This window comes from Flavobacterium branchiicola (assembly GCF_018383905.1).
Lineage (GTDB): Bacteria > Bacteroidota > Bacteroidia > Flavobacteriales > Flavobacteriaceae > Flavobacterium > Flavobacterium branchiicola.
On record NZ_JAGYWA010000007.1, the window covers coordinates 414,607 to 435,885 of the forward strand.

Annotated in this window: 20 protein-coding genes; 13 read left to right on the top strand and 7 right to left on the bottom strand. The window is 32.7% G+C overall.

All coding sequences use genetic code 11. From position 1 onward, the window contains the following. Positions 1-259 precede the first annotated feature (259 nt). Positions 260-1,873, top strand: coding sequence for a CTP synthase (locus KHA98_RS19100; RefSeq protein WP_213259491.1), 1,614 nt, complete (start codon positions 260-262; stop codon positions 1,871-1,873). Positions 1,874-1,955: 82 nt separating this feature from the next. Next, positions 1,956-3,866, top strand: a complete 1,911-nt coding sequence (yidC, locus tag KHA98_RS19105; protein WP_213259492.1) for a membrane protein insertase YidC — start codon at positions 1,956-1,958, stop codon at positions 3,864-3,866. Positions 3,867-3,921: 55 nt separating this feature from the next. Here yidC and KHA98_RS19110 read toward each other — a convergent pair whose 3' ends face one another. Beyond that, positions 3,922-4,899, bottom strand: coding sequence for a fasciclin domain-containing protein (locus KHA98_RS19110; protein ID WP_213259493.1), 978 nt, complete (start codon positions 4,897-4,899; stop codon positions 3,922-3,924). A 304-nt stretch (positions 4,900-5,203) separates the two neighbouring features. On the opposite strand from KHA98_RS19110, the gene KHA98_RS19115 reads away from it, so the two are divergent. Both KHA98_RS19115 and KHA98_RS19120 read left to right on the top strand, forming a co-directional pair. Next, the gene (locus KHA98_RS19115; RefSeq protein ID WP_213259494.1) at positions 5,204-5,908 is read left to right on the top strand and encodes a toxin-antitoxin system YwqK family antitoxin; all 705 of its coding nucleotides are present in this window, start codon (positions 5,204-5,206) and stop codon (positions 5,906-5,908) included. Between the two features lie 105 nt (positions 5,909-6,013). Next, complete coding sequence (locus KHA98_RS19120) at positions 6,014-6,571, top strand: DUF4956 domain-containing protein (protein ID WP_213259495.1); 558 nt, start codon at positions 6,014-6,016, stop codon at positions 6,569-6,571. Here KHA98_RS19120 and KHA98_RS19125 read toward each other — a convergent pair. Continuing rightward, the gene (locus KHA98_RS19125) at positions 6,568-8,445 is read right to left on the bottom strand and encodes a PEP/pyruvate-binding domain-containing protein (protein ID WP_213259496.1); all 1,878 of its coding nucleotides are present in this window, start codon (positions 8,443-8,445) and stop codon (positions 6,568-6,570) included. The two genes, KHA98_RS19120 and KHA98_RS19125, sit on opposite strands and share 4 nt — an antisense overlap. Before the next feature lie 141 nt (positions 8,446-8,586). On the opposite strand from KHA98_RS19125, the gene mnmA reads away from it, so the two are divergent. The 4 genes from mnmA to KHA98_RS19145 are packed head-to-tail and all read left to right on the top strand — an operon-like array spanning position 8,587 to position 12,813. Further along, positions 8,587-9,774, top strand: a complete 1,188-nt coding sequence (mnmA, locus tag KHA98_RS19130; RefSeq protein WP_213259497.1) for a tRNA 2-thiouridine(34) synthase MnmA — start codon at positions 8,587-8,589, stop codon at positions 9,772-9,774. 43 nt (positions 9,775-9,817) lie between these two features. Continuing rightward, positions 9,818-11,425: a S8 family serine peptidase gene (locus KHA98_RS19135; RefSeq protein ID WP_213259498.1), complete on the top strand. Its 1,608-nt coding sequence runs from the start codon at positions 9,818-9,820 to the stop codon at positions 11,423-11,425. A gap of 12 nt (positions 11,426-11,437) precedes the next feature. Next, on the top strand, positions 11,438-12,382 hold the full coding sequence (locus tag KHA98_RS19140; protein WP_213259499.1) for an NAD(P)H-dependent flavin oxidoreductase: 945 nt from the start codon (positions 11,438-11,440) through the stop codon (positions 12,380-12,382). Between the two features lie 20 nt (positions 12,383-12,402). Continuing rightward, positions 12,403-12,813, top strand: a complete 411-nt coding sequence (locus KHA98_RS19145) for a hypothetical protein (RefSeq protein WP_213259500.1) — start codon at positions 12,403-12,405, stop codon at positions 12,811-12,813. A gap of 168 nt (positions 12,814-12,981) precedes the next feature. Here KHA98_RS19145 and KHA98_RS19150 read toward each other — a convergent pair whose 3' ends face one another. Further along, positions 12,982-13,419, bottom strand: a complete 438-nt coding sequence (locus KHA98_RS19150) for a DUF4268 domain-containing protein (RefSeq protein ID WP_213259501.1) — start codon at positions 13,417-13,419, stop codon at positions 12,982-12,984. A 99-nt stretch (positions 13,420-13,518) separates the two neighbouring features. Between KHA98_RS19150 and KHA98_RS19155 the strand changes: the two genes are divergently transcribed. Both KHA98_RS19155 and KHA98_RS19160 read left to right on the top strand, forming a co-directional pair. Further along, positions 13,519-14,169, top strand: coding sequence for an NUDIX hydrolase (locus KHA98_RS19155; RefSeq protein WP_213259502.1), 651 nt, complete (start codon positions 13,519-13,521; stop codon positions 14,167-14,169). Between the two features lie 125 nt (positions 14,170-14,294). Beyond that, the gene (locus KHA98_RS19160; protein WP_213259503.1) at positions 14,295-15,125 is read left to right on the top strand and encodes a lysophospholipid acyltransferase family protein; all 831 of its coding nucleotides are present in this window, start codon (positions 14,295-14,297) and stop codon (positions 15,123-15,125) included. A gap of 83 nt (positions 15,126-15,208) precedes the next feature. Here the strand turns inward: KHA98_RS19160 and KHA98_RS19165 are convergent, their stop codons facing one another. The 3 genes from KHA98_RS19165 to KHA98_RS19175 are packed head-to-tail and all read right to left on the bottom strand — an operon-like array spanning position 15,209 to position 17,447. Further along, the gene (locus KHA98_RS19165) at positions 15,209-15,841 is read right to left on the bottom strand and encodes a hypothetical protein (RefSeq protein ID WP_213259504.1); all 633 of its coding nucleotides are present in this window, start codon (positions 15,839-15,841) and stop codon (positions 15,209-15,211) included. Between the two features lie 8 nt (positions 15,842-15,849). Continuing rightward, on the bottom strand, positions 15,850-16,344 hold the full coding sequence (locus tag KHA98_RS19170) for an RNA polymerase sigma factor (RefSeq protein WP_068843197.1): 495 nt from the start codon (positions 16,342-16,344) through the stop codon (positions 15,850-15,852). Between the two features lie 41 nt (positions 16,345-16,385). Continuing rightward, a complete protein-coding gene (locus KHA98_RS19175) occupies positions 16,386-17,447 on the bottom strand; it encodes a DUF3810 domain-containing protein (RefSeq protein WP_213259505.1) in 1,062 nt (353 codons plus the stop codon). 82 nt (positions 17,448-17,529) lie between these two features. Here KHA98_RS19175 and KHA98_RS19180 point away from each other — a divergent pair, with 82 nt between their 5' ends. Genes KHA98_RS19180 through KHA98_RS19190 form a run of 3 tightly spaced genes read left to right on the top strand, consistent with a single transcriptional unit; the run spans position 17,530 to position 19,510 of the window. Further along, on the top strand, positions 17,530-17,742 hold the full coding sequence (locus KHA98_RS19180) for a hypothetical protein (protein ID WP_213259506.1): 213 nt from the start codon (positions 17,530-17,532) through the stop codon (positions 17,740-17,742). After that, positions 17,739-18,032 carry a type II toxin-antitoxin system RelE/ParE family toxin gene (locus tag KHA98_RS19185; RefSeq protein WP_213259507.1) on the top strand — a complete coding sequence of 98 codons (294 nt, stop codon included), beginning with the start codon at positions 17,739-17,741 and terminating at the stop codon, positions 18,030-18,032. Before KHA98_RS19180 ends, KHA98_RS19185 begins: the two co-directional genes overlap by 4 nt. Before the next feature lie 17 nt (positions 18,033-18,049). Next, positions 18,050-19,510, top strand: coding sequence for an aminoacyl-histidine dipeptidase (locus tag KHA98_RS19190; protein WP_213259508.1), 1,461 nt, complete (start codon positions 18,050-18,052; stop codon positions 19,508-19,510). A gap of 283 nt (positions 19,511-19,793) precedes the next feature. Here KHA98_RS19190 and KHA98_RS19195 read toward each other — a convergent pair whose 3' ends face one another. Next, a complete protein-coding gene (locus tag KHA98_RS19195) occupies positions 19,794-21,104 on the bottom strand; it encodes a DUF389 domain-containing protein (RefSeq protein WP_213259509.1) in 1,311 nt (436 codons plus the stop codon). Positions 21,105-21,279 lie beyond the last annotated feature (175 nt).

Below are 21,279 nucleotides of genomic sequence, written 5' to 3' on the forward strand. Positions count from 1 at the left end.
TTAATTTTTGGCTACAAAAGGTAGTGTAATAATTTCTCTATCTTCTTTTAAAGTCTGCTTTAAGATAATTCAGACACGGAATTAAGTACATTCTTCAAAAAAAACTCTAATTAAAAGTTAAAATTATCGATTATAAAATCAAGTAATCGATATGTTTAAAAATTTGCAAAATTATCTCATTCTCTTATTGATAAATTGTCTAATTAAATTTGTACTTTTGCCAAGTTTTTTACACAACTACAATACAAACAACTACAGAATGAATCAAACAAAATATATTTTTGTTACAGGAGGTGTGACCTCTTCTTTAGGAAAAGGAATTATCGCGGCATCTTTGGCAAAATTGTTACAAGGAAGAGGATACCGTACAACTATTCAAAAATTTGATCCGTATATCAATGTGGATCCTGGAACTTTGAATCCTTACGAACATGGAGAATGTTACGTGACAGATGATGGTGCTGAAACCGATTTAGACTTAGGTCACTACGAGCGTTTCTTAAACGTTCCTACTTCTCAGGCAAATAACGTTACTACAGGAAGAGTTTATCTTTCGGTTATTGAAAAAGAAAGAAGAGGGGAATTTTTAGGAAAAACAGTTCAGGTTGTTCCTCATATTACAAACGAAATCAAAGACAGAATGCAATTGTTGGGTAAATCTGGCGATTACGATATTGTTATTACTGAAATCGGTGGTACTGTTGGTGATATTGAATCTTTACCTTATATAGAGTCTGTTCGTCAGTTAGTTTGGGAGTTAGGTGAAAATAACGGAATTGTTATTCATTTAACATTAGTTCCTTATTTGGCTGCAGCAGGTGAGCTAAAAACAAAACCAACGCAACACTCTGTTAAAACTTTAATGGAAAGTGGTATTAAAGCAGATATTTTGGTTTGTAGAACTGAGCATGAATTGTCTCAGGAATTACGTCAAAAATTAGCTTTGTTCTGTAATGTTAAGAAAGAAGCAGTTATTCAGTCTATTGATGCTTCTACTATATATGAAGTTCCAAATTTAATGCTTGAAGAAGGATTAGATGTTGTGGCTTTAAAGAAATTAGATTTACCTAAAAAAGCATCTCCGGATCTTAAAAACTGGAATACTTTCTTAAAAAGATTAAAAAATCCAAAGCAAACTGTAAACATTGGTTTAGTTGGTAAATATGTAGAAATGCAGGATTGTTACAAATCTATTTTAGAGGCGTTCATTCATGCAGGTGCTGCAAACGAAACCAAAGTAAACGTAATTTCTATTCACTCAGAGCATATTAATGCTGATAACGTTGAGGAGAAATTAGGATCATTAGATGGAGTTTTAGTTGCTCCTGGATTTGGTGAAAGAGGTATTGAAGGAAAAATTGAAGCAGTTCGTTATGTACGTGAAAATAATATTCCGTTTTTCGGAATTTGTTTAGGAATGCAAATGTCTGTTATTGAATATTCTCGTAATATTTTAGGTTACGCCGAAGCGAATTCTACAGAGATGAACGATAAAACGCCTCATCCGGTTGTGAATTTAATGGAAGAGCAAAAAACAATCACGGATAAAGGTGGAACAATGCGTCTTGGTGCATGGAAATGTGATATTAAACCAAACACTCTGGCACACAAAATTTACGGAGAAAAAACAATCTCTGAGCGTCACCGTCACCGTTATGAATACAATAATAAATATGCCGATGAATTACAGAAAGCTGGTTTAAAAGCTTCTGGAGTAAACCCGGATACAGGATTGGTAGAAATTGTAGAATTGGAGAATCACCCATTTTTCATTGGAGTACAATACCACCCGGAATATAAAAGTACAGTAGCAAATCCACATCCGATTTTTGTGAACTTTGTGGCTGCTGCAGTGAATGCGCATAAAAAATAATAATTAATATTCTAAAAGGATGTAACATTTGAGTTCAACTGATTACTAATTGCCTTTAACGAATAACTTTTTTTAAATAATAATGGAAGAAAAAAAATTTGACCTTAATTCAATCATTGGTTTTGTATTGATATTTGGAATTTTGATTTGGATTATGTACCAAAATCAACCTTCTGATAAGGAAATTGCTGCTGAAAAAGCGAAGAAAGAATTAGTAGCAAAGCAAGAAGCTCAAGCTAAAGCGGATAAAACTAAAACTGCTGCGGCGCCAGTTGCTGCAACTCCTGGTGATACAGTTCAATTGGCTAATTTGCAAAAAACTTTAGGTGGTTTTGCTTATTCTGCTACGCTTCCTTCTGCAAAAGAATCTTTTACAACTATTGAAAACGAAAAGTTAAAACTTGTAATCGCTAACAAAGGTGGTTATATCGTTGAAGCTACTTTAAAAGAATTCGAAAGATTTAAAAAAGGTTCAGGTCAATTAGTTGAGTTAATCAAAAACAACAACTCAAATTTAAACCTACAACTTCTTACAACAGATAACAGAACTTTAAATTCTAAAGATTTGTATTTCGAACCAACATTAGAAAAAATTGGTGCAGACCAAGTTTTGTCTATGCGTTTGAAAGCAGGAGCTAATGAATTTTTAGAGTATAAATATATTCTTAAACCAAATGATTATTTAGTTGGTTTTGATATTCGTTCTCAAGGATTAAACAGGGTTTTAAATTCGGCTAAACCAATTGATTTGCAATGGGATTTAAAAACGTATCGTAATGAGAAAAGTATTGCTTACGAAAATCGTTATGGGCAAATTGATTTCAAATATGAAGAATCAAAATACAATAATGTAAGTTCACACGGACAAGGAAAAGAGGAAACTCCTGTAAAAGTAAGTTATGTAGCTTTTAAACAACATTTCTTTACAACGATTTTATCGACAGAAAAACCTTTTGAAACTTCAAAATTGCAATCTGACGATTTAGTTAAAGATGAAAAAATTGATACTGTTTTTACAAAACAGTTTAAAGCAAACCTACCGTTAGCGTTTACAAATGGAGAGATCGATTACAAAATGAATTTGTATATGGGTCCTGCTGATTACAAAACATTAAAATCTTACGATAAAAACTTTGAAAAAATTATTCCTTTAGGATGGGGAATTTTTGGATGGATAAATAAATGGATTTTCATTCCGCTATTCGGATTCCTAAGTTCAACTATTGGATTGTCATTAGGAATTGCGATTATTATTTTTACAATTATCATTAAGTTGGCTATGTCGCCAATTACCTATAAGTCATTCTTGTCTCAGGCTAAAATGAAAGTTTTACGCCCTGATATTACGGAGTTGGGAGAAAAATACAAAAAAGACCCAATGAAGAAACAACAGGAAACTATGAAGTTGTACAACAAGGCAGGAGTAAACCCAATGGCAGGATGTATTCCGGCATTAATTCAGCTTCCTTTTATGTATGCATCTTTCCAGTTTTTCCCTGCGGCATTTGAATTAAGACAAAAAGGTTTCCTTTGGGCAGACGATTTATCATCTTTTGACTCTGTTGTAAAATTACCATTCACTATTCCAATGTATGGAGACCACATCAGTTTGTTTCCAATCTTGGCAGCTATTGCAATTTTCTTTTACATGAAAATGACTTCAGGAGATCAGCAAATGGCAGCGCCTCAGCAAGAAGGTATGCCGGATATGGCAAAAATGATGAAAATCATGATTTATGTTTCACCATTAATGATGTTAATTTTCTTCAATAATTACGGGTCAGGATTGAGTTTGTATAACTTTATTTCGAACTTAATTACAATTGGAATTATGTTTGTAATTAAAAACTACATTGTAGACAGTGATAAAATTCACGCTCAAATACAAGAGAATAAATTAAAAGAGCCTAAAAAGCCAAGTAAATTCCAACAACGTCTACAAGATGTAATGGAACAACAAGAAGCAGCAAAAGCTCAGAATAAGAGAAAATAAATTCTATAGATTATAAAAAACCGTCTCGTTAAAAAATGAGACGGTTTTTTTTTGATTAAAATTTTGGTAGTAACACCTTATCAACAACATGAATAATTCCGTTAGAGCATTGAACATCTGTGGCAACAATAGTACTAACTCTGTCATTAGCATCAGTGATTTTTGCCCCGCCAGTCAAATTAATTGTAAAGCTCTGACCGGCAAAAGTGTTTACTACTTGCCCGTTTGTTAAAGAAGTCGATAGAACATTCGCACCGGCTACAACATGATATTTTAAAGTTGTTTCTAATACATTTGCAGGTATAGCAGGAAGTCCTGAATATCCTGTTTCAGTAAGAAAGCTTGTAAAAGCAGTATTTGTAGGTGCAAAAACTGTAAATGGAGAACTTGCTGTACCGGATAATATTCCTGCGAATCCAGATGCAGGATTAAAAGTTAATGCAGAAACAAGAGTTGTGAAGTTTTTATTGGCAACTGCGTGATTGACAATTGTAGGTAATCCGATAACACCATCGACTACGTGAATAATTCCGTTTGATGCTTCAAAGTCTGCAGTAGTTACAGTTGCTCCACCATTTGTTTTTCCACCGTTAATATCTACACCAGAGCCCTTTTCGAGATACATACTTATGGTGTTGGAAGTTGAGGCACTTCCTTTCGCTAAAGTTTTGACGTAGCCAGTTGTGATTTCAGTAGATTTTACTTTAGTGCTTAAAACATGATTTAGTAAAATCTCTTTAAGTGCAGCAACTGGAACGGCATTAAGATTCGCATACCCATTTGCCGATAAAAAGGCATTGAAAGCGGTATTTGTTGGTGCAAAAACGGTGTAAGAACCTGATGAGTTCAGTGTGGTTGCCAGATCTGCTTTTTCTAAAGCAGCAACCAAAGAGCTAAGATTAGGATTTGCTTTCGCAATCGATACAATTGTTTGGGGAGTCGGAGATGAATTGTCGTCATCATTGCTACATGAGATGCTGACGAAAGCAATTAACGCTAATAAAGCAATTAATTTAATTTTGATTGTTTTCATAATATAATTTTTTTCGTTTGCATAGTAAAATTATAAATTTTGTTTAACATTTTTTAATAAAAATTAAACAATTATTAAATTTAATATTTTTTTAACGTTATTGTTTAATGGTTTTTATCACTGATAATCAATTGTTTGCGTTTTGTTTTACTGCTTTTTTTAATTTTATAGCCAACAAATTGAATTAAAAAGATTAAACAATATTTAAATCAAATTCTCTTCGAAAAGCATCAGATAATGTCAAAATGGTTTTATTTTTGCAATACTAAAACTCAATTTTAGTTGTTATATAGAAAAACGGATTATGAAAAAATTTTGGATTTTATTTTTAATATGTGGAGTAGCTTTTTCTCAGGAATTTAATAAGTTAGATTCTAATGGAAAAAAGGATGGCATCTGGAAAGGAACTTACGAAGTTTCTAAACGTCCGCGATATGAAGGAACTTTTAATCATGGAAAAGAAACCGGTGTTTTTAAATTTTTTGATGATACTAAAAAAGGAGATGTTTTAGCAACCCGCGATTTTTCTGCCAATGATGGAAGCTCGTACACTACTTTCTTCGATCAGAATAAGAATAAAGTAAGTGAAGGGAAAGAAATAGGAAAAGCACGTGAAGGCGAGTGGAAATATTACCACAAAGCTTCTAAAGTTGCGATGTCTGTTGAGAATTACAAGAACGGAAAACTCGAAGGCACAAAATCAGTTTTTTATCCGGATTCAAAAATAGCTGAAGAAATGAGTTATAAAAATGGTCTGAAAGACGGCATCTATAAAAAATACGGACAGAATGCTTTTCTTTTAGAGCAAAGTACTTATAAAGATAATCAGTATAATGGTGATGCCATTTTTTATGATTCTGATGGTGTGATGGCTTCAAAAGGAAAATTCCTCAACGGAAAAAAAGTGGGGATGTGGCAGTTTTACTTAAAAGGAAAATTGACTAAAGAAGTAAACATGAGCGATCCTAAAAGCAATTACCAGGCAGATTCAAAACCTAAAACAGAGTAGATTTACTTAGATATTTTTACGCCACGAATTCACGAATTATTTAATTAAAAATTCGTGAATTCGTGGCGTTTTTTTATAAATTTGATTTACTAAAAATTTAAGTAAATGGATTTAAACGAATTAGCCGGACGATTTTTATTATTGTTTTTTTCGATTTTGGTTTTATATTTTTTCTCCAACAGAAAAGATAATGCAACCATAAATCCATTAATGGTAATCGTTGGTCTTTGTACTTTTTCGCTTTGTTATCTTTTTACCAAAATCGAAATCGGAGTAGGAATTGGGTTTGGACTTTTTGCCATTTTTTCGATACTTCGATTCAGAACACAGTCTTTTACTGTAAATGCGATAATCTTTCTCTTTGCTACAATTACGTTGTCTATTTTAGATATTCTGTATCCGTTTGAAAAGATCGAAATTTTATTATTCTTTCAAACCATTATAATCGGATTCTATATCGTGGCGTCGATTATCGTGAATAAAAAAGCTTCAAAATACCTCAATTCAGTAGATTTAAAAATTCCGCTGGACGATAACTTTTCTTTAAATCAGGAAGTGATAAGAAAATCAGTTCAGGAAAAAATTAAGATTGATGATTTTGATTTTAGAATCGTCCTGATTAATACCGCAAACAACGAAATTGATTTATTGGTTTTTTACTAATCATTAAAAGGGCGAACTTGTTTAATATATAATTCCCTCTTTTCTCCAACGATTTTAAACTCTATATCAACCGGATGAAATTGATTTTTACGCCAGTAACGATACATTTTAGTTTTGATTTTTTTACTTATAGTATATAAATCGCTCATTTCCTTTCGGCTCAATAGCGGTTCATTATTATTTAAATTAGAATTGGAAGTATAATCAATATCAAAATCGGTTTCATCTTTTCCGTCATTAAAGTGATAAGCGACAAATTGTTCGCAGATTTCTCCTTTTTCCGGCTTTACAACCGAGTTTTCTCCTTTTTGAATATTAACCGTAATTCCGGGGAAATTCTCTCTGAAAATGTTTTTAGTAATAATGACACCATTTGCCAGCTCATCCGGAAAAGAGCGATGAACCAGAACTCCCATTGCAATGTTTTTCTGGTCAATTCCAAAAAGTTCCCTTTCATTATACGAAGCCTCATTCCATACACTTGCCCAAACCTGTTTAATGGCTTTTTCGAAAGTTTTAATACTGTCGCCCACAATTCCGGTTTTAGAATCGTACAATCCTGCACCATTAAAATCATCTAAATCTTCGGCGTTTGTAGAAGATCGGAAACGGAAGTTTTTAAATTTTGCATTTTTAAAAGTTTCATTGAGTTTAGCGATTAATTGAGGATCGATATTTTCTTTTTTAATGGCATCTCTGATTTTTTTGAGTTGCTTGTTAATCCAAACCGTCGAATCTTTATGCGGATATGCCAATAGTTCACTAACTAAAGGTGAAATAGATTTTTTTTGAATGTGTTTAATGTAAAAATAAAACGGAATTGCATGAGCATCTTCGGGCGTTTTGAAAGATTGTTCTTTTGAAATTGCAATTAAATACGCCATATTTTGTGCCTTAGACCCAATAGAATTTACTCCTTTTTTGGGAATTGTATTCAAATTAACTAAATCAGTAACCGTAGTATCAATTACTAATTGTTTCTTTTTTGAATTTGTTTTCTGAACTATTTTTTTGCTTGTTTCCTTGATATAAAAAGTATCGATTTCAATTTTTAGTTCCACTTTTTTAGAGAGCAATCTTTTGATATTATCGTCTTTAAAAGCATTTGTATAAGCCATAATCGGGATTTTTCTGTTTTTTCCTAACAGAACCAAATGGCTTAAAGGAGTCTGAAGTTCATTGACTATGATTCCTCTTGCATTTGGCAGAATATCTGGTGTTCCGTCTAAAATTACAATCTCGTCAGGATTAGGTTTTATTTTGTCTAAATCCTTGATTTTATATTCTTTTAAAATTCCAATATTCGTTCCTCCAACTACTTCCTGATAAGTAATTTCATTAAAAATATAGTCTGATTTTACACAAGGAATTTTGAATTTTTGCTCCTGAAACCATTCCATTTTTTCCGGAATATTCAAATAGAATTTTAGATTTTCACCAATAAAAGTGGAGTTTTTTACCAAGTTAAAAAAACGTTCAATCAGAAAAACTGGCATATGATCTGAAGCAGCGAGTTCAAAAATCCATTTTTCGGTTCCTTTTATATGATTTAGATTTCCCAGTAAAAAAGATCTGTCTTTTTCGGTATCACTATAATTTTCATTATTGAAGATTTCTAAATCCTGCGTATAGTTTAAATAATTGACTACGAAATCATAATGCAGCGGAATTAATGTACTGTTGAAATAATACATTTTTTGTTTTCGTAAATCGTAAATCACTTTTACAGACTCAATATTCGAAAATTTATCAGACAAAGGTTTGCCTTTAAAAGCTTTATAAGCTTCGTAATTGGGCAAAGTAGCGCTGAATCTTTGCGCACTTAAAGAAGTTATAATAAGAAGTAAAATAAAGCTGTAAACCAATTTTTGCATGACATTTTTATTGATGATTAAAAGTAATTAAAAAAAACGATAGGTTTTGTCTACAGTGAGATTATATAAACTAATCAAAAGAAGTATGATTATCTATTATTTGGCGTACCTTTGCAACCTTAAAAAATTAAACATTTTAGAATGAAACGAGTAGTTGTTGGACTTTCTGGTGGAGTAGATTCGAGTGTTGCAGCGTATTTATTGCAACAACAAGGATACGAAGTTATTGGCCTTTTTATGAAAAACTGGCATGATGATTCGGTTACTATTTCTAATGAATGCCCGTGGTTAGAGGATAGTAATGATGCTTTATTAGTAGCTGAAAAACTTGGAATACCGTTTCAAACTGTTGATTTAAGCGAAGAATACAAAGAAAAAATTGTTGATTATATGTTCAACGAATACGAAAAAGGAAGAACTCCAAATCCTGACGTACTTTGTAACCGCGAAATCAAATTTGATGTTTTCATGAAAATTGCGCTAAGTCTTGGTGCAGACTATGTTGCAACGGGACATTATTGTCAGAAGAATGAAATTGAAGTAGATGGAAAACCGGTTTACCAATTAATTGCCGGTAATGATATCAACAAAGATCAATCTTATTTTTTATGTCAGTTATCACAAGAGCAATTGTCAAAAGCATTGTTCCCAATTGGAGCTTTGACAAAACCTGAAGTACGCGAAATTGCAGCTGAAATGGAATTGGTTACTGCTGATAAAAAAGATTCGCAAGGATTATGTTTTATCGGAAAAGTTCGTTTACCGGAATTTTTGCAACAAAAATTACAGCCAAAAGAAGGTAAAATTGTTCAGATTGATAAAAATGACCCAATCTACAATGTTGAAGAAACAACCGGATTATCTTTGGAAGAACAATTAATTGCTGAATCAAAAAAAGCAGAATATTTGCCAACAATGGGTAAAGTACTAGGTAAACACCAAGGCGCTCATTATTTTACAAATGGACAAAGAAAAGGCTTAAATGTAGGCGGAACAACAGATCCTTTGTTTGTAATTGCGACTGATGTAGATACCAATACCATTTATACAGGTTTAACAAGCAATCATCCCGGTTTGTTTAAAAAAGCCTTATTTGTTGGAAATTCTGAAGTACACTGGGTTCGTACAGATCTTACTTTAAAAGTAGGTGAGTCAATGCAAGTTATGGCGAGAATTCGTTACCGTCAGCCATTGCAAAAAGCGACTTTACATCAATTTGAAGACGGAATGTATGTTCGTTTTGATGAACCACAATCTGCAATTACTGAAGGTCAGTTTGTTGCGTGGTATTTAGACAATGAATTAGTTGGTTCGGGAGTAATTTCATAGCTTTATACTTTCTTAGGAAGAGATTCCGCTTAAAAAGTATAATATGAGATTCAACTTTACATTTCTTTTATTACTTCTTTCGTTTACCGTTTTTTCGCAAGAAGAAGCCTGGGTTTACTTTAATGCAAAACCTAATGCGCAATCTTTTTACAATAATCCGTTAACCGGGCTGTCTCAGAAATCTTTAGATCGAAGAACGAGACAGAATATTGCTTTGGATATCACCGATGCTCCTATAGAAAGTTCATTTGTAAGTCAGATTAAAACGAGTACAGGAATAACCATTATGGCGCAATCTAAATGGTTGAATGCACTTCATATTAGAGGAACTAAAGCTAATATAGAGGCTTTAAAGCTATTATCCTTTGTGCAAAAAGTTGATTTTGCAGATAAAACATTAAACACCACCGGAAAAAAAGTAGCTGAAAACGGAGGCAGTCAGACTCTTCGTAAACTGGAAACTGCAGTTGATTATTCTTATGGTAATTCAGCCAACCAGATTCAAATGTTGAACGGACAAGTTTTGCATCAACAAAATTTTACCGGAGAAGGAAAAACTATTGCAGTTCTCGATGCAGGTTTTCCCGGAGTAAATACCGCTCTTCCATTTGCAAATCTTAGAACTAATAACCGAATTTTGGGTGGTTATGATTACACGAAAAGAAATACCAATTTTTACGCAGGAGGAAGTCACGGAACTATGGTGTTATCAACGATGGGTGGTTACACAGAGAATGCTTTGGTAGGGACAGCACCAAATGCGTCATATTATCTTTTTATTACAGAAATTGATGCCGAAGAAAATCCTGTAGAAGAATCTCTTTGGGTCGAGGCGGCCGAAAAAGCAGATTCATTGGGAGTTGATATTATTACAACTTCTCTAGGATATTTTGGTGATCGTGATCTTTCAAGATATAATCATACGTATAGTGATATGAACGGAACAACAACTTTTGTTTCGCGCGGTGCCGAAATTGCTTTTAGTAAAGGAATGATTGTTTTGGCCTCAGCAGGAAACGAAGGAAGAACGGGAGAACCTCATGTTGGTGCACCGGCCGATGCTGTTTCTGTAATTGCAGTTGGCTCTGTAGATGCCTCAAAAGTAAGATCAGGATCCAGCTCTATCGGACCAAGTTTTGATAATCGAATTAAACCCGATGTAATGGCGCAAGGTGTCGCAGCCGTGGTCTCAGATCCTTCGGGAAATAGTATTACAGCAAACGGAACTTCTTTTTCATGTCCTATTATGGCAGGAATGGTAGCGTGCTTATGGCAGGCTTTTCCAACTAAGACCAATAAAGAAATTAAGCAAATGATTCTGACTTCTGCAGATAAATTCTCTAGTCCAGATAACAATTACGGATACGGAATTCCAAATTTTGGAGCAGCTTTGGGAGTTGAAAATTTTGCCACTTCTGATACTTTTTCAGTACATCCGAATCCGGCAAAAACAATGGTTGCATTCTCCTTTTCAGATCAGGATTATACAGCTTCGGTTGCTGTTTATTCTGTTTTAGGACAAAAAATAATCGAAAAACAAATTACAAATCAAAACCCGTTTCTTTCAGTAGAAGCTTTAAACAGCGGACTTTATTTTTATACTTTTGATAGCGAAAGTGTACATAAAACCGGAAAGATTATCAAACAATAACAGTCAATTTTAATGAATAAAATTACGCATCTTTTCAATATAAAATATCCAATAATTCAAGGCGGAATGATTTGGAACAGTGGTTACAAATTAGCTTCTGCCGTTAGTAATTCTGGAGGTTTAGGTCTTATAGGTGCAGGATCAATGTATCCGGAAGTTTTAAGAGAGCATATTCAGAAATGCAAAAAAGCAACCGATAAACCTTTTGGAGTAAACATTCCGATGTTATATCCAAACATTGAGGAAATCATGAATATTGTAGTGGAAGAAGGTGTTAAAATTGTTTTTACTTCGGCCGGAAATCCTAAAACCTGGACTTCTTTTTTAAAGTCAAAAGGAATTACTGTTGTGCATGTAGTGAGTAGTACAATTTTTGCTTTAAAAGCGCAGGAAGCCGGTGTAGATGCTATTGTTGCCGAAGGTTTTGAAGCAGGCGGACATAACGGACGTGATGAAACTACGACGCTCACATTAATTCCGATGGTGAAAGAAAAAATTCAAATTCCGATTATTGCAGCTGGAGGAATTGCAACTGGCCGTGGAATGCTTGCAGCAATGATTTTAGGTGCCGATGGAGTGCAGGTTGGTAGTCGTTTTGCGGCTTCGGTAGAATCTTCAGCGCACAATAATTTTAAAGAAACGATAGTTAATGTTAAAGAAGGTGGGACACATTTGACATTGAAAGAATTAGCTCCGGTTCGTTTGGTGAAGAATAAATTTTATAATGATGTTCAGGAACTGTATGAAAAATGTCCATCCAAAGAAGATTTAGTACAGCTTTTAGGCAGAGCCAGAGCCAAAAAAGGAATGTTTGAAGGTGATCTGGAAGAAGGTGAACTTGAAATTGGCCAAATAGCCGGATTAATACACGAAGTTTTGCCTGTTGAACAAATTGTTCAACAAATGATAGCCGATTTTAAAGTTGCCAGCGAAGAAAAAGCTACATTTGAATTTTAATTATCTGCAAGAAATACATTATGAATTTTATACGCACTTTTATACCATTGCTTTTTTTAGTATTAGGTTTTCAACAAGCACAAAGTCAGTCTTATAACTTTAAGACTTCAGGTTTTAGTGTTTTAGAAAAAAATGAAAGAGGAAAATGGGGTGAGTGGTCAAATCTTGACTTAGTAAATCTTTCGGTAGTTTTAGATACCAATAAACATAGAATTGTGGTGTATTCTCAGGAAATTCAGTTGTTTCGTATTCTGGATTATATTGAAAGAGAAGAAAATGATACCGATATTGTATATTCTTTTATGTGTAAAGACAATGACGGAAAGGATTGTAAGCTTTCAATAATTACCCGCAAAAAACAGGATTACCGCAAACAACTTTATATCAATTACGACGATCATATTATTTTGTATAATATTTTTAGTGTGTGAGTTAAGGTTCTAAGATGCTAAGGTTCTGAGGGACTAAGCTTCTAAGTTCTGATTTTTTAGAATTTAAAATAAAAAATAAACCCGACAGGTTTTTAAAACCTGTCGGGTTTGCTATGTAAAATTAGAACTTAGAACCTCAGAACCTTAGCTTCTTAGCGCCTTAGAACCTTAATTCTCAACATCCTTAATAAACTCATCATACTCCAGATAAAACATTTCAAGAGCATGCATCTTTTCGTTGAAAAAATCAAAAATAGCATCCCAGTTGTTTCGGTTACTAAAACCGATGCCCGATTTTTCAACCCAAATTCTGCTGATTGTTTTACCACTTTCCAGAGTATAGTTTTTTTCGAAGACCAAGTCTTTAATGAATTCTTCTTCAAGAATATTTTTTAAAGCTTCAATTTTTTCAAAGTAAGCAATTCGTTTTTCATTGCTTCGGTGTTCGATATCAATTAAAACCTGTACTTTTTTATTTTCTACAAAAAATTTAAAGGAAAAATCCTTAATTTTAGTATCATAAAGAACCCATTTTCGTGGATATTTTTCAGCGAAAGCTACCCAGAATTCTCTTTTCATTTTTTGTGATTCCTCTTTACTGTACATTTTTTATGACTTTGGGTTTTAGAAAACTTGTAGAACCGCGTTTTCTAAAGTATATTTATATTTTATTTTTATTTGAAAGTACAAAAATAAACTTTGCTTATGGATTTTCAAGATTTTTTACAATATGTTCCTAATTTAATTCCAGTTGAATTGCCGGCGACTTTCGCCCATATTAAAATGGCACCCAAGGAAAGAATTCAAGAACTAAAGAATCTTGATGTAGAATCCAAGAATCCTCGTATTGCTGCGGTGATGATGTTGTTATATCCCAAAAAAGGAAAAACGTATTTGGTTTTAATTGTTAGAAATGCTTACAACGGAGTTCATTCTTCGCAAATTGCATTTCCAGGAGGAAAATATGAAAACACAGATGCTAATTTTGAAGAAACAGCTTTACGGGAAACACACGAGGAAATTGGAGTTGCTCCTGAGAAAATAGAGATTATCAAGCACTTTACCCCAATGTATATTCCGCCAAGTAATTTTTTGGTGCATCCTTTTTTAGGGATTTCAAAAGAAGAATTATCATTTTATCCCGATATCAGAGAAGTTGCAGGTATAATAGAATTGCCCTTATCTGTATTTTTAGATGATGAAATAATTATCGAAGCCACATTGTCAACTTCTTATGCAGCAAATGCTCTGGTTCCGGCATTTAATATTCAAAATCATATTGTTTGGGGGGCGACTGCTATGATATTAAGTGAATTGAGAGATGTTTTAAAAACGACAATTGACGAATATTTCTAAAAACAAACATTTAACAATTTGATATTCATTATTATAACAATTTGTTTCCGAAATTGCTTTATAGTAATGCTAAAAGAATAATTTTTGTATGTTTGCGACTTAACAAAAAAACACAATAAATAGCTATGGGATTGTTTAAACGAAATCCTTTCGGACATATATTATTTATCAAGAAATGGTTAATCCGAATCTTGGGTTCCATGACGCACCGTAGATACAGAGGATTTAATGAATTGCAGATTGAAGGATCTGAAATTATTAAAACATTGCCAGATACTAATGTATTGTTTATTTCGAATCATCAGACTTATTTTGCAGATGTTGTGGCTATGTTTCATGTGTTTAACGCAAGTTTAAGCGGACGTCAGGATACTATTAAGAATATTGGTTATTTGTGGCAGCCTAAAATGAACATCTATTATGTAGCTGCCAAAGAGACTATGCAAGCGGGTTTATTGCCAAGAATTTTAGCCTATGTTGGTGCTATTACTGTAGAAAGAACCTGGCGTGCAAAAGGAGTAGATGTTACCGAGAAGCGAGAAGTAAATCCAAATGATACTGAAAATATTAGAATAGCTCTTGAAGATGGCTGGGTAATTACATTTCCTCAGGGAACAACAAAGTCATTTAAACCCGTTCGTAAAGGAACAGCACATATCATTAAACAGCATAAACCAATCGTAATTCCTATTGTAATAGACGGTTTCCGTCGTTCATTTGATAAAAAAGGATTACGTATGAAGAAAAAAGGAATCCTGCAATCTTTCATTATCAAAGAACCTCTTGAAATTGATTATGAAAACGATACAATTGAAGAAATCGTAGAAAAAGTAGAATTTGCAATCGAACAACACCCATCATTTTTAAAAGTAATTCCTGCTGAGGAAATCAAAGTAGAAGAAGAACTTAACGAAATGAGACGATGGAGCTATAAGGCCCCGGAAAGTGAATATTAAGATTTAAAAATTTGATATAGATTTTTGGGTTTTCAGATTTTCAGTTTGATAAATCTTTTAATCTGATACCTTAGCATCTTTTCTTAAAAATCAATTTTCTTCAATTCTTTATAATTCGCATATAATCTTCTTAGTAAAGTTCCGTAGAGCAGTCTGTAAATACACCAGAATAATCCAAAGAAAACTAATGTAAGTAGGATTAGTGCACCAATAGAAAACAGCATCGCTTTACCATTTAAGGCTAACTTTTCACGTATTAGTGCCATGTCAGGATTGTAGACATAACCTATAAAGAAACTTAGAATAGACGAAACTACAATCATTCCCAGATTGTACCAAACATAATACTGAACTGTTTTTCGGGTTTTTAAAATGCTTTTCATTAGCAATTTAGTAGAAACAGTGGTAGATATTGTCTTGTAGTTTTTATAGAAATAATAGATAAAAACTAAAATTACGGCATAGTTAAAATACATTATAATTTCCATATAAAGTATAATTTCCGGATGATTGATCTTTTTAAGGATATCATCAATATTGGAAAAATAATTTGATATGGTCCAGAAAAGCACTTCCAGAATACTGATAATTAAAATCCACTTCACGATAGAAGATGATTTTTTGTGAATCATTTTGTAGATTTCCGTCTCAGAAATTTGTTGAAAAGAATCCGAGTTCTTTTTCCAGTCTTTTTTTAGTAAATCCAGTTCTTTCATAATAATTTTTAAGGATTTAGTATTTTTTTAAGTTTCCCTTTAATTCTGTTCATTTTCACGCGCGCATTCACTTCGCTGATTCCTAAGGTTTCGGCTATTTCTTGATAATCTTTGTCTTCTAAATACATAAAAACTAATGCTTTTTCGATGTCGTTGAGCTGATAAACGGCTTTGTACATCAATTTGATCTGCTCTTCCTCTTCATAATTGTAGTCGACATCTTTTACAAAATGCTGATGGCTTTCATATTCTACGGTCGATACGGTTCGTTTGGTTTTTCGGTATAAGGTAATTGCAGTGTTTAGAGCAACACGATACGTCCAGGTCGAAAATTTGCTGTCGCCTCTAAATTTTGGATACGCTTTCCAGAGCTGAATGGTGATTTCCTGAAATAAGTCTTTGTGAGCATCTTCGCCGGCAGTATATAATCTACAAATCTTGTGGATTATATTCTGATTTGCCTGCAATTGCGCAACAAATGACTGTTCTAGATTTTCACTCATATTGTATTAGTAGTATTGAAATCAATTTTGTTACAGTTGAATCAAAAATTTCTCGTTTTGTAATAATTGATCATCAAATCGATAAACTTACTGTAACTTTCCATTCCGTCTTTTTGATTGTTTGTTTTTAAGAAATTATCCCATAAAAAATGGAAACCTTTATCTATAAAAGTGTCGTATTTTTTCCAGAAATCCTGACTTTCCTGATAGTTTTTTAAGATTCCAACGTGAACAGTTTTCTTTAATTGATTAAAAATCTTCTCATTTTTATATTTCCAGATCGCAAGACAATAATTTAAAGTAAAACTATATCCTGCATATTGATAATATAAATTTTCATTTTTAAGCGAAGCTAAAACACCAATAAAATTGCATTCATTTTCGCTGGCAAAACCAATTTGATGCGCCATTTCGTGCGCTGTTGTGAGCGGAAAAGTATACATTGGCAACAAATCGTTAATCTGAGCTTCGTTTGTAAAAGGATTCAGATATCCGCCAAAACCCATATAGGTTAAAGGAACGCTGAATAAGGATTTTTTAACGCTTAAGGTTTCATATTTAAAATAAGGATGTTCTTTTGCTAGATTATCATAACCGTTTAAAATCATATTAAAAGATTCTTTTTGAGAATACGGAAATACAATTTTTGCACTTTCGTTTTTTGTAATTTGATACTGAATGGCATTAGTTTTTACAATTAACCGCTTTGTAAATGCAAGAAAATCAGCATCAGAATATTCTCTTTTGATTTCCATTTTTTCGAAAAGAGGTTCGCGATAATAATTAAAAGCCCAAAGAAGATGAAAGAAAAAGTAAAAAACAGATATTTTGCCTAACATTTTTAAGAGATGATCTTTCCAGTCTGTTTTCCATGTTTTTCTGATTTTCCAAAACCAGCTAATTATTGAAAGAATTAAAATGGCATAAATGCAGTCACCAACAGAAAACGGTATTTTGCCTAAAACATTTCTGGAAAAATGCGAAATCCTGACAAATAAATTATTGCTGTAAAAGCCTTCGACAAAATCCGGAAAGTATCGCAGTATTTTTAAAATGATTATTTGAAGAAGTAGAAATAAAGGTAAAATGTATTTTTGTTTCACAGTTTTGCTTTTTTATAAAAATAATAATTAAATACTATTTTGTGTTATTTTTTGTAAATTTGTTGTTCAAGAATGAGCGAAAATGACACAAATTACTTTAAATATTCCAGATGAAGAATTGACATTCTTTATGCAGCTTATAGAGAAATTTAATTATGAAACAGTAATTGATGATTTTTCTGTGTCTGACGAAATGAAAAATTTATTAGACGAAAGAAGATCAACTTCAAAAGTAGAAAATTTTGTTCCTTGGAATGAGGCAAAAAAGCAATTTTCTTTTAAATCTGGAAAATGATTTTTGAAGTTATTATTGAGCCAAGAGCAATTCTTGACATTCAGGATGCGATTGATTATTATGAATCTAAGCAAACTGGGTTGGGCGAAGATTTTTATCAGGCAGTTGATGAGAATATAGAAAGGTTAACTAAAAATCCTTTTTTTCAAATCAGATATAGAGATTATCATGGTCTTCCTGTTAAAAAATTTCCTTTTATAATCTTTTATTTTATTGATGAAAAGTTGAAAACTATCTATATTTTATCTGTTTTTAATACATCATTAAGCCCTTCCAAATATCCGAAATAATTCAAATAAAATATATAATGAGTCAGGAAATAAGAAATCTGGAGCCAAAAGCACTTTGGAATAAATTTGCAGATTTAAACGCAGTTCCACGTCCCTCAAAGAAAGAAGAGCGTGTGATTGAGTTTATGAAGAACTTTGGAAACAGCTTAGGTTTAGAAACTTTTGAAGATGAAATCAGAAATGTAATCATCAGAAAACCGGCAACTCCGGGAATGGAAAATCGTAAAGCAATCGTAATGCAGGGACACCTTGATATGGTACACCAAAAAAATGCAGACACTGTTTTTGATTTTGATACTCAGGGAATCGATATGTATGTTGATGGTGACTGGGTTCGTGCCCGTGGTACGACATTAGGAGCTGATAACGGATTAGGAGTAGCTACAATTATGGCTATTTTAGAAAGTAAAGATATTCCGCATCCTGCAATCGAAGCTTTGTTTACAATTGACGAAGAAACTGGAATGACTGGAGCTTTAAACCTTAAAGGCGGAATTTTGCAAGGTCAGATTTTGTTGAATCTTGATACAGAAGAAGATGATGAAATTGATATTGGTTGTGCAGGAGGAATAGATGTAACCGCTACAAGAACGTATCATGCAGAAGAAGTTCCGGAAGGTTCAGTTGGTTATACTATTACAGTAAAAGGCTTAAACGGAGGACATTCAGGAATGGACATTCATAAAGGTTTAGGTAATGCTAATAAAATCATGAACCGTTTATTGTTTGATGCATTTGAAAACTTTGGTTTGCAAATTGCTGAAATTAATGGTGGAAGTTTGAGAAATGCAATTCCAAGAGAAAGTGTTGCTAAAGTAATTATCTCTCAAATGTTTGACGAAGCATATATTTATGATATGCAGGAAATCATCAACGATATTAAAGCTGAATATAAAACTACAGAACCAAACTTGTCTATTGAAATCGTGAAAGGTGATTTACCAGAAAACGTAATGGATTTGGGTGTTCAGGAAGGAATTATCAGAGCGATTTATGCAGCGCATAATGGTGTATATAGAATGAGTGCAGATATGGCTGATTTGGTTGAAACTTCAAACAATATCGCTCGTGTCATAATTAAAGACGGAGAAGTATTGGTAGGATGTTTAACGCGTTCTTCTGTTGAATCTTCTAAATTTGATTTAGCTAATTCTTTACGTTCTGCGTTTGAATTGGTTGGATGCGAAGTTGAACTTTCAGGTTCTTATCCGGGATGGACTCCAAATGTAAATTCGGAAATATTAGATACTTTGGTTGGAATTTACGAAAAGCAAAATGGTGAAAAACCAAAAGTTGTAGCTTGTCATGCTGGTCTTGAATGTGGAATTTTAGGAACAAACTATCCTGAAATGGATATGATTTCTTTTGGACCAACGATTCACGGAGCGCATTCTCCGGACGAAAGAGCAAGTATTTCATCTGCTCAGAAATATTGGAAATTTGTGTTAGAAATTCTTTCTAATATCCCAGTTAAATAATAACAGTAATTCAGTGTTCAGTTTTTAGTATTCAATAAATAAAATAACTAAAAGCTGAACACTTTTTAAATTTAGGATATTAAAAACTGAACACTGAATACTGCTTTTTTAGTCTCTTTTTGGATTGTTTTTCTTTTCTCTTTTTTCTTCTTTCTTTTCTTTAGCCGTTTTTAGCGGTTCTTTTTTTACTGTTTTTTTAGCATCCTGACCTTTCGACATAATATATTGATTTAGAGAGTTAACTTATTTTAAAGTAAATGTAAGTGCTATTTTTGAGTTTACACTAGTTATTTTGATGATATACTTCAATGGAATCTTTTGCAAGTCTTTCCTTTAGCCACAATTTCAATTTTTGTTGGGTTTGTAAATCCAGGCTTTTTTTACTTTGATAAAGAATTACAGGGATTATTTTTGGTTTATTTGCTTCATTTTCAGCGGTATAATTTCCAATAGTAAGAGTGTTTATTGCAGGGAATAATATCCTGGCTTCTGTGTTAATCTGATCGTTTTTGAATTGATATTGAGACAGTTGATTTCTTAAATTATTGATTAATAAATCTTTTTGATCAACAACGCTTTGATTGGTGTTGATTTGATTTAGAATATCTTTTCTTAAATTAACAGTATCTTGTCTGATAACTAATTTTGTATTTGGTAAGTCATAATCAGCCAGTTTTTTATTGAAATCAACAATTTCGGTTTCACTAAATTTTTTGGTTAAAAAGGCCAATTCGATTCTTTTAGGATCTGTGTTATATCTGATTTTTTTATAAATAATAGGATAATCGTGGTCAAGAAATTCTTTCTGAATGAAAACTTCCGTTCTGGAATTATAACTTTTTTGAATGTACAATTGATAAGCAAAATAGATACTCGGAATAATTAAAAGTAAAATTAAAATGGTTATGCCATATTTTACTCGTTTTTGATGTTTAAGATCCAATTGTTTTGTAATAGGGTAATTTAGATACTTTACGATCACAAAAGTAGCTATGCAAATAAATACACAATTGATAGTGTAAAGGTATAAAGCTCCAAAAAAATAGAGATAGTTTCCTAAAGCAAGTCCATAACCTGCGGTGCAAAGCGGGGGCATCAAAGCGGTTGCAATGGCAACTCCGGGAATTGGATTTCCTTTTTCGACACGAGTTACTGCGATTACGCCAACTAAACCACCAAAAAAGGCAATTAAGATATCGTAAATGTTTGGAGAAGTTCTGGCTAATAATTCTGATTGAGCTTCCTTAAAAGGGCTTATATAGAAATAGATTGCGGACGTTGCTAAACTAACGACTGTTGCAATTAATAAATTTTTAGCAGATTTTTTTACAAGTTCAAAATCGTACATTCCTAAACCAAAACCGGCACCTACAATTGGTCCCATTAATGGTGAAATTAGCATGGCGCCAATAATAACGGCTGTCGAATTTACATTTAATCCTACTGAAGCAATAATGATGGCACACGCCAGAATCCAGATGTTAGAGCCTCTAAAAGATACTGCACTTGTGATGTTTTCTATTACCAATTTTTTATTTTCTTCACCTTTGTGAAGGTCAATAAAGTTTAGGATTTTTTGTGTAATATCTGTCATTGTATTCTGGATGATTATATTCGAAATTTAGATTTTGATAGGGGATAGGAAATCTAATTTAGTCAAAAAAAACGTGAAACCCTATATTTGTTAAGGTAAGTATTGAAACATAAAAAAGAGACGTAGTTTTATTATTTAAAAAAAGGCATAAAAAAATCCCCAATCTTAAAATTGA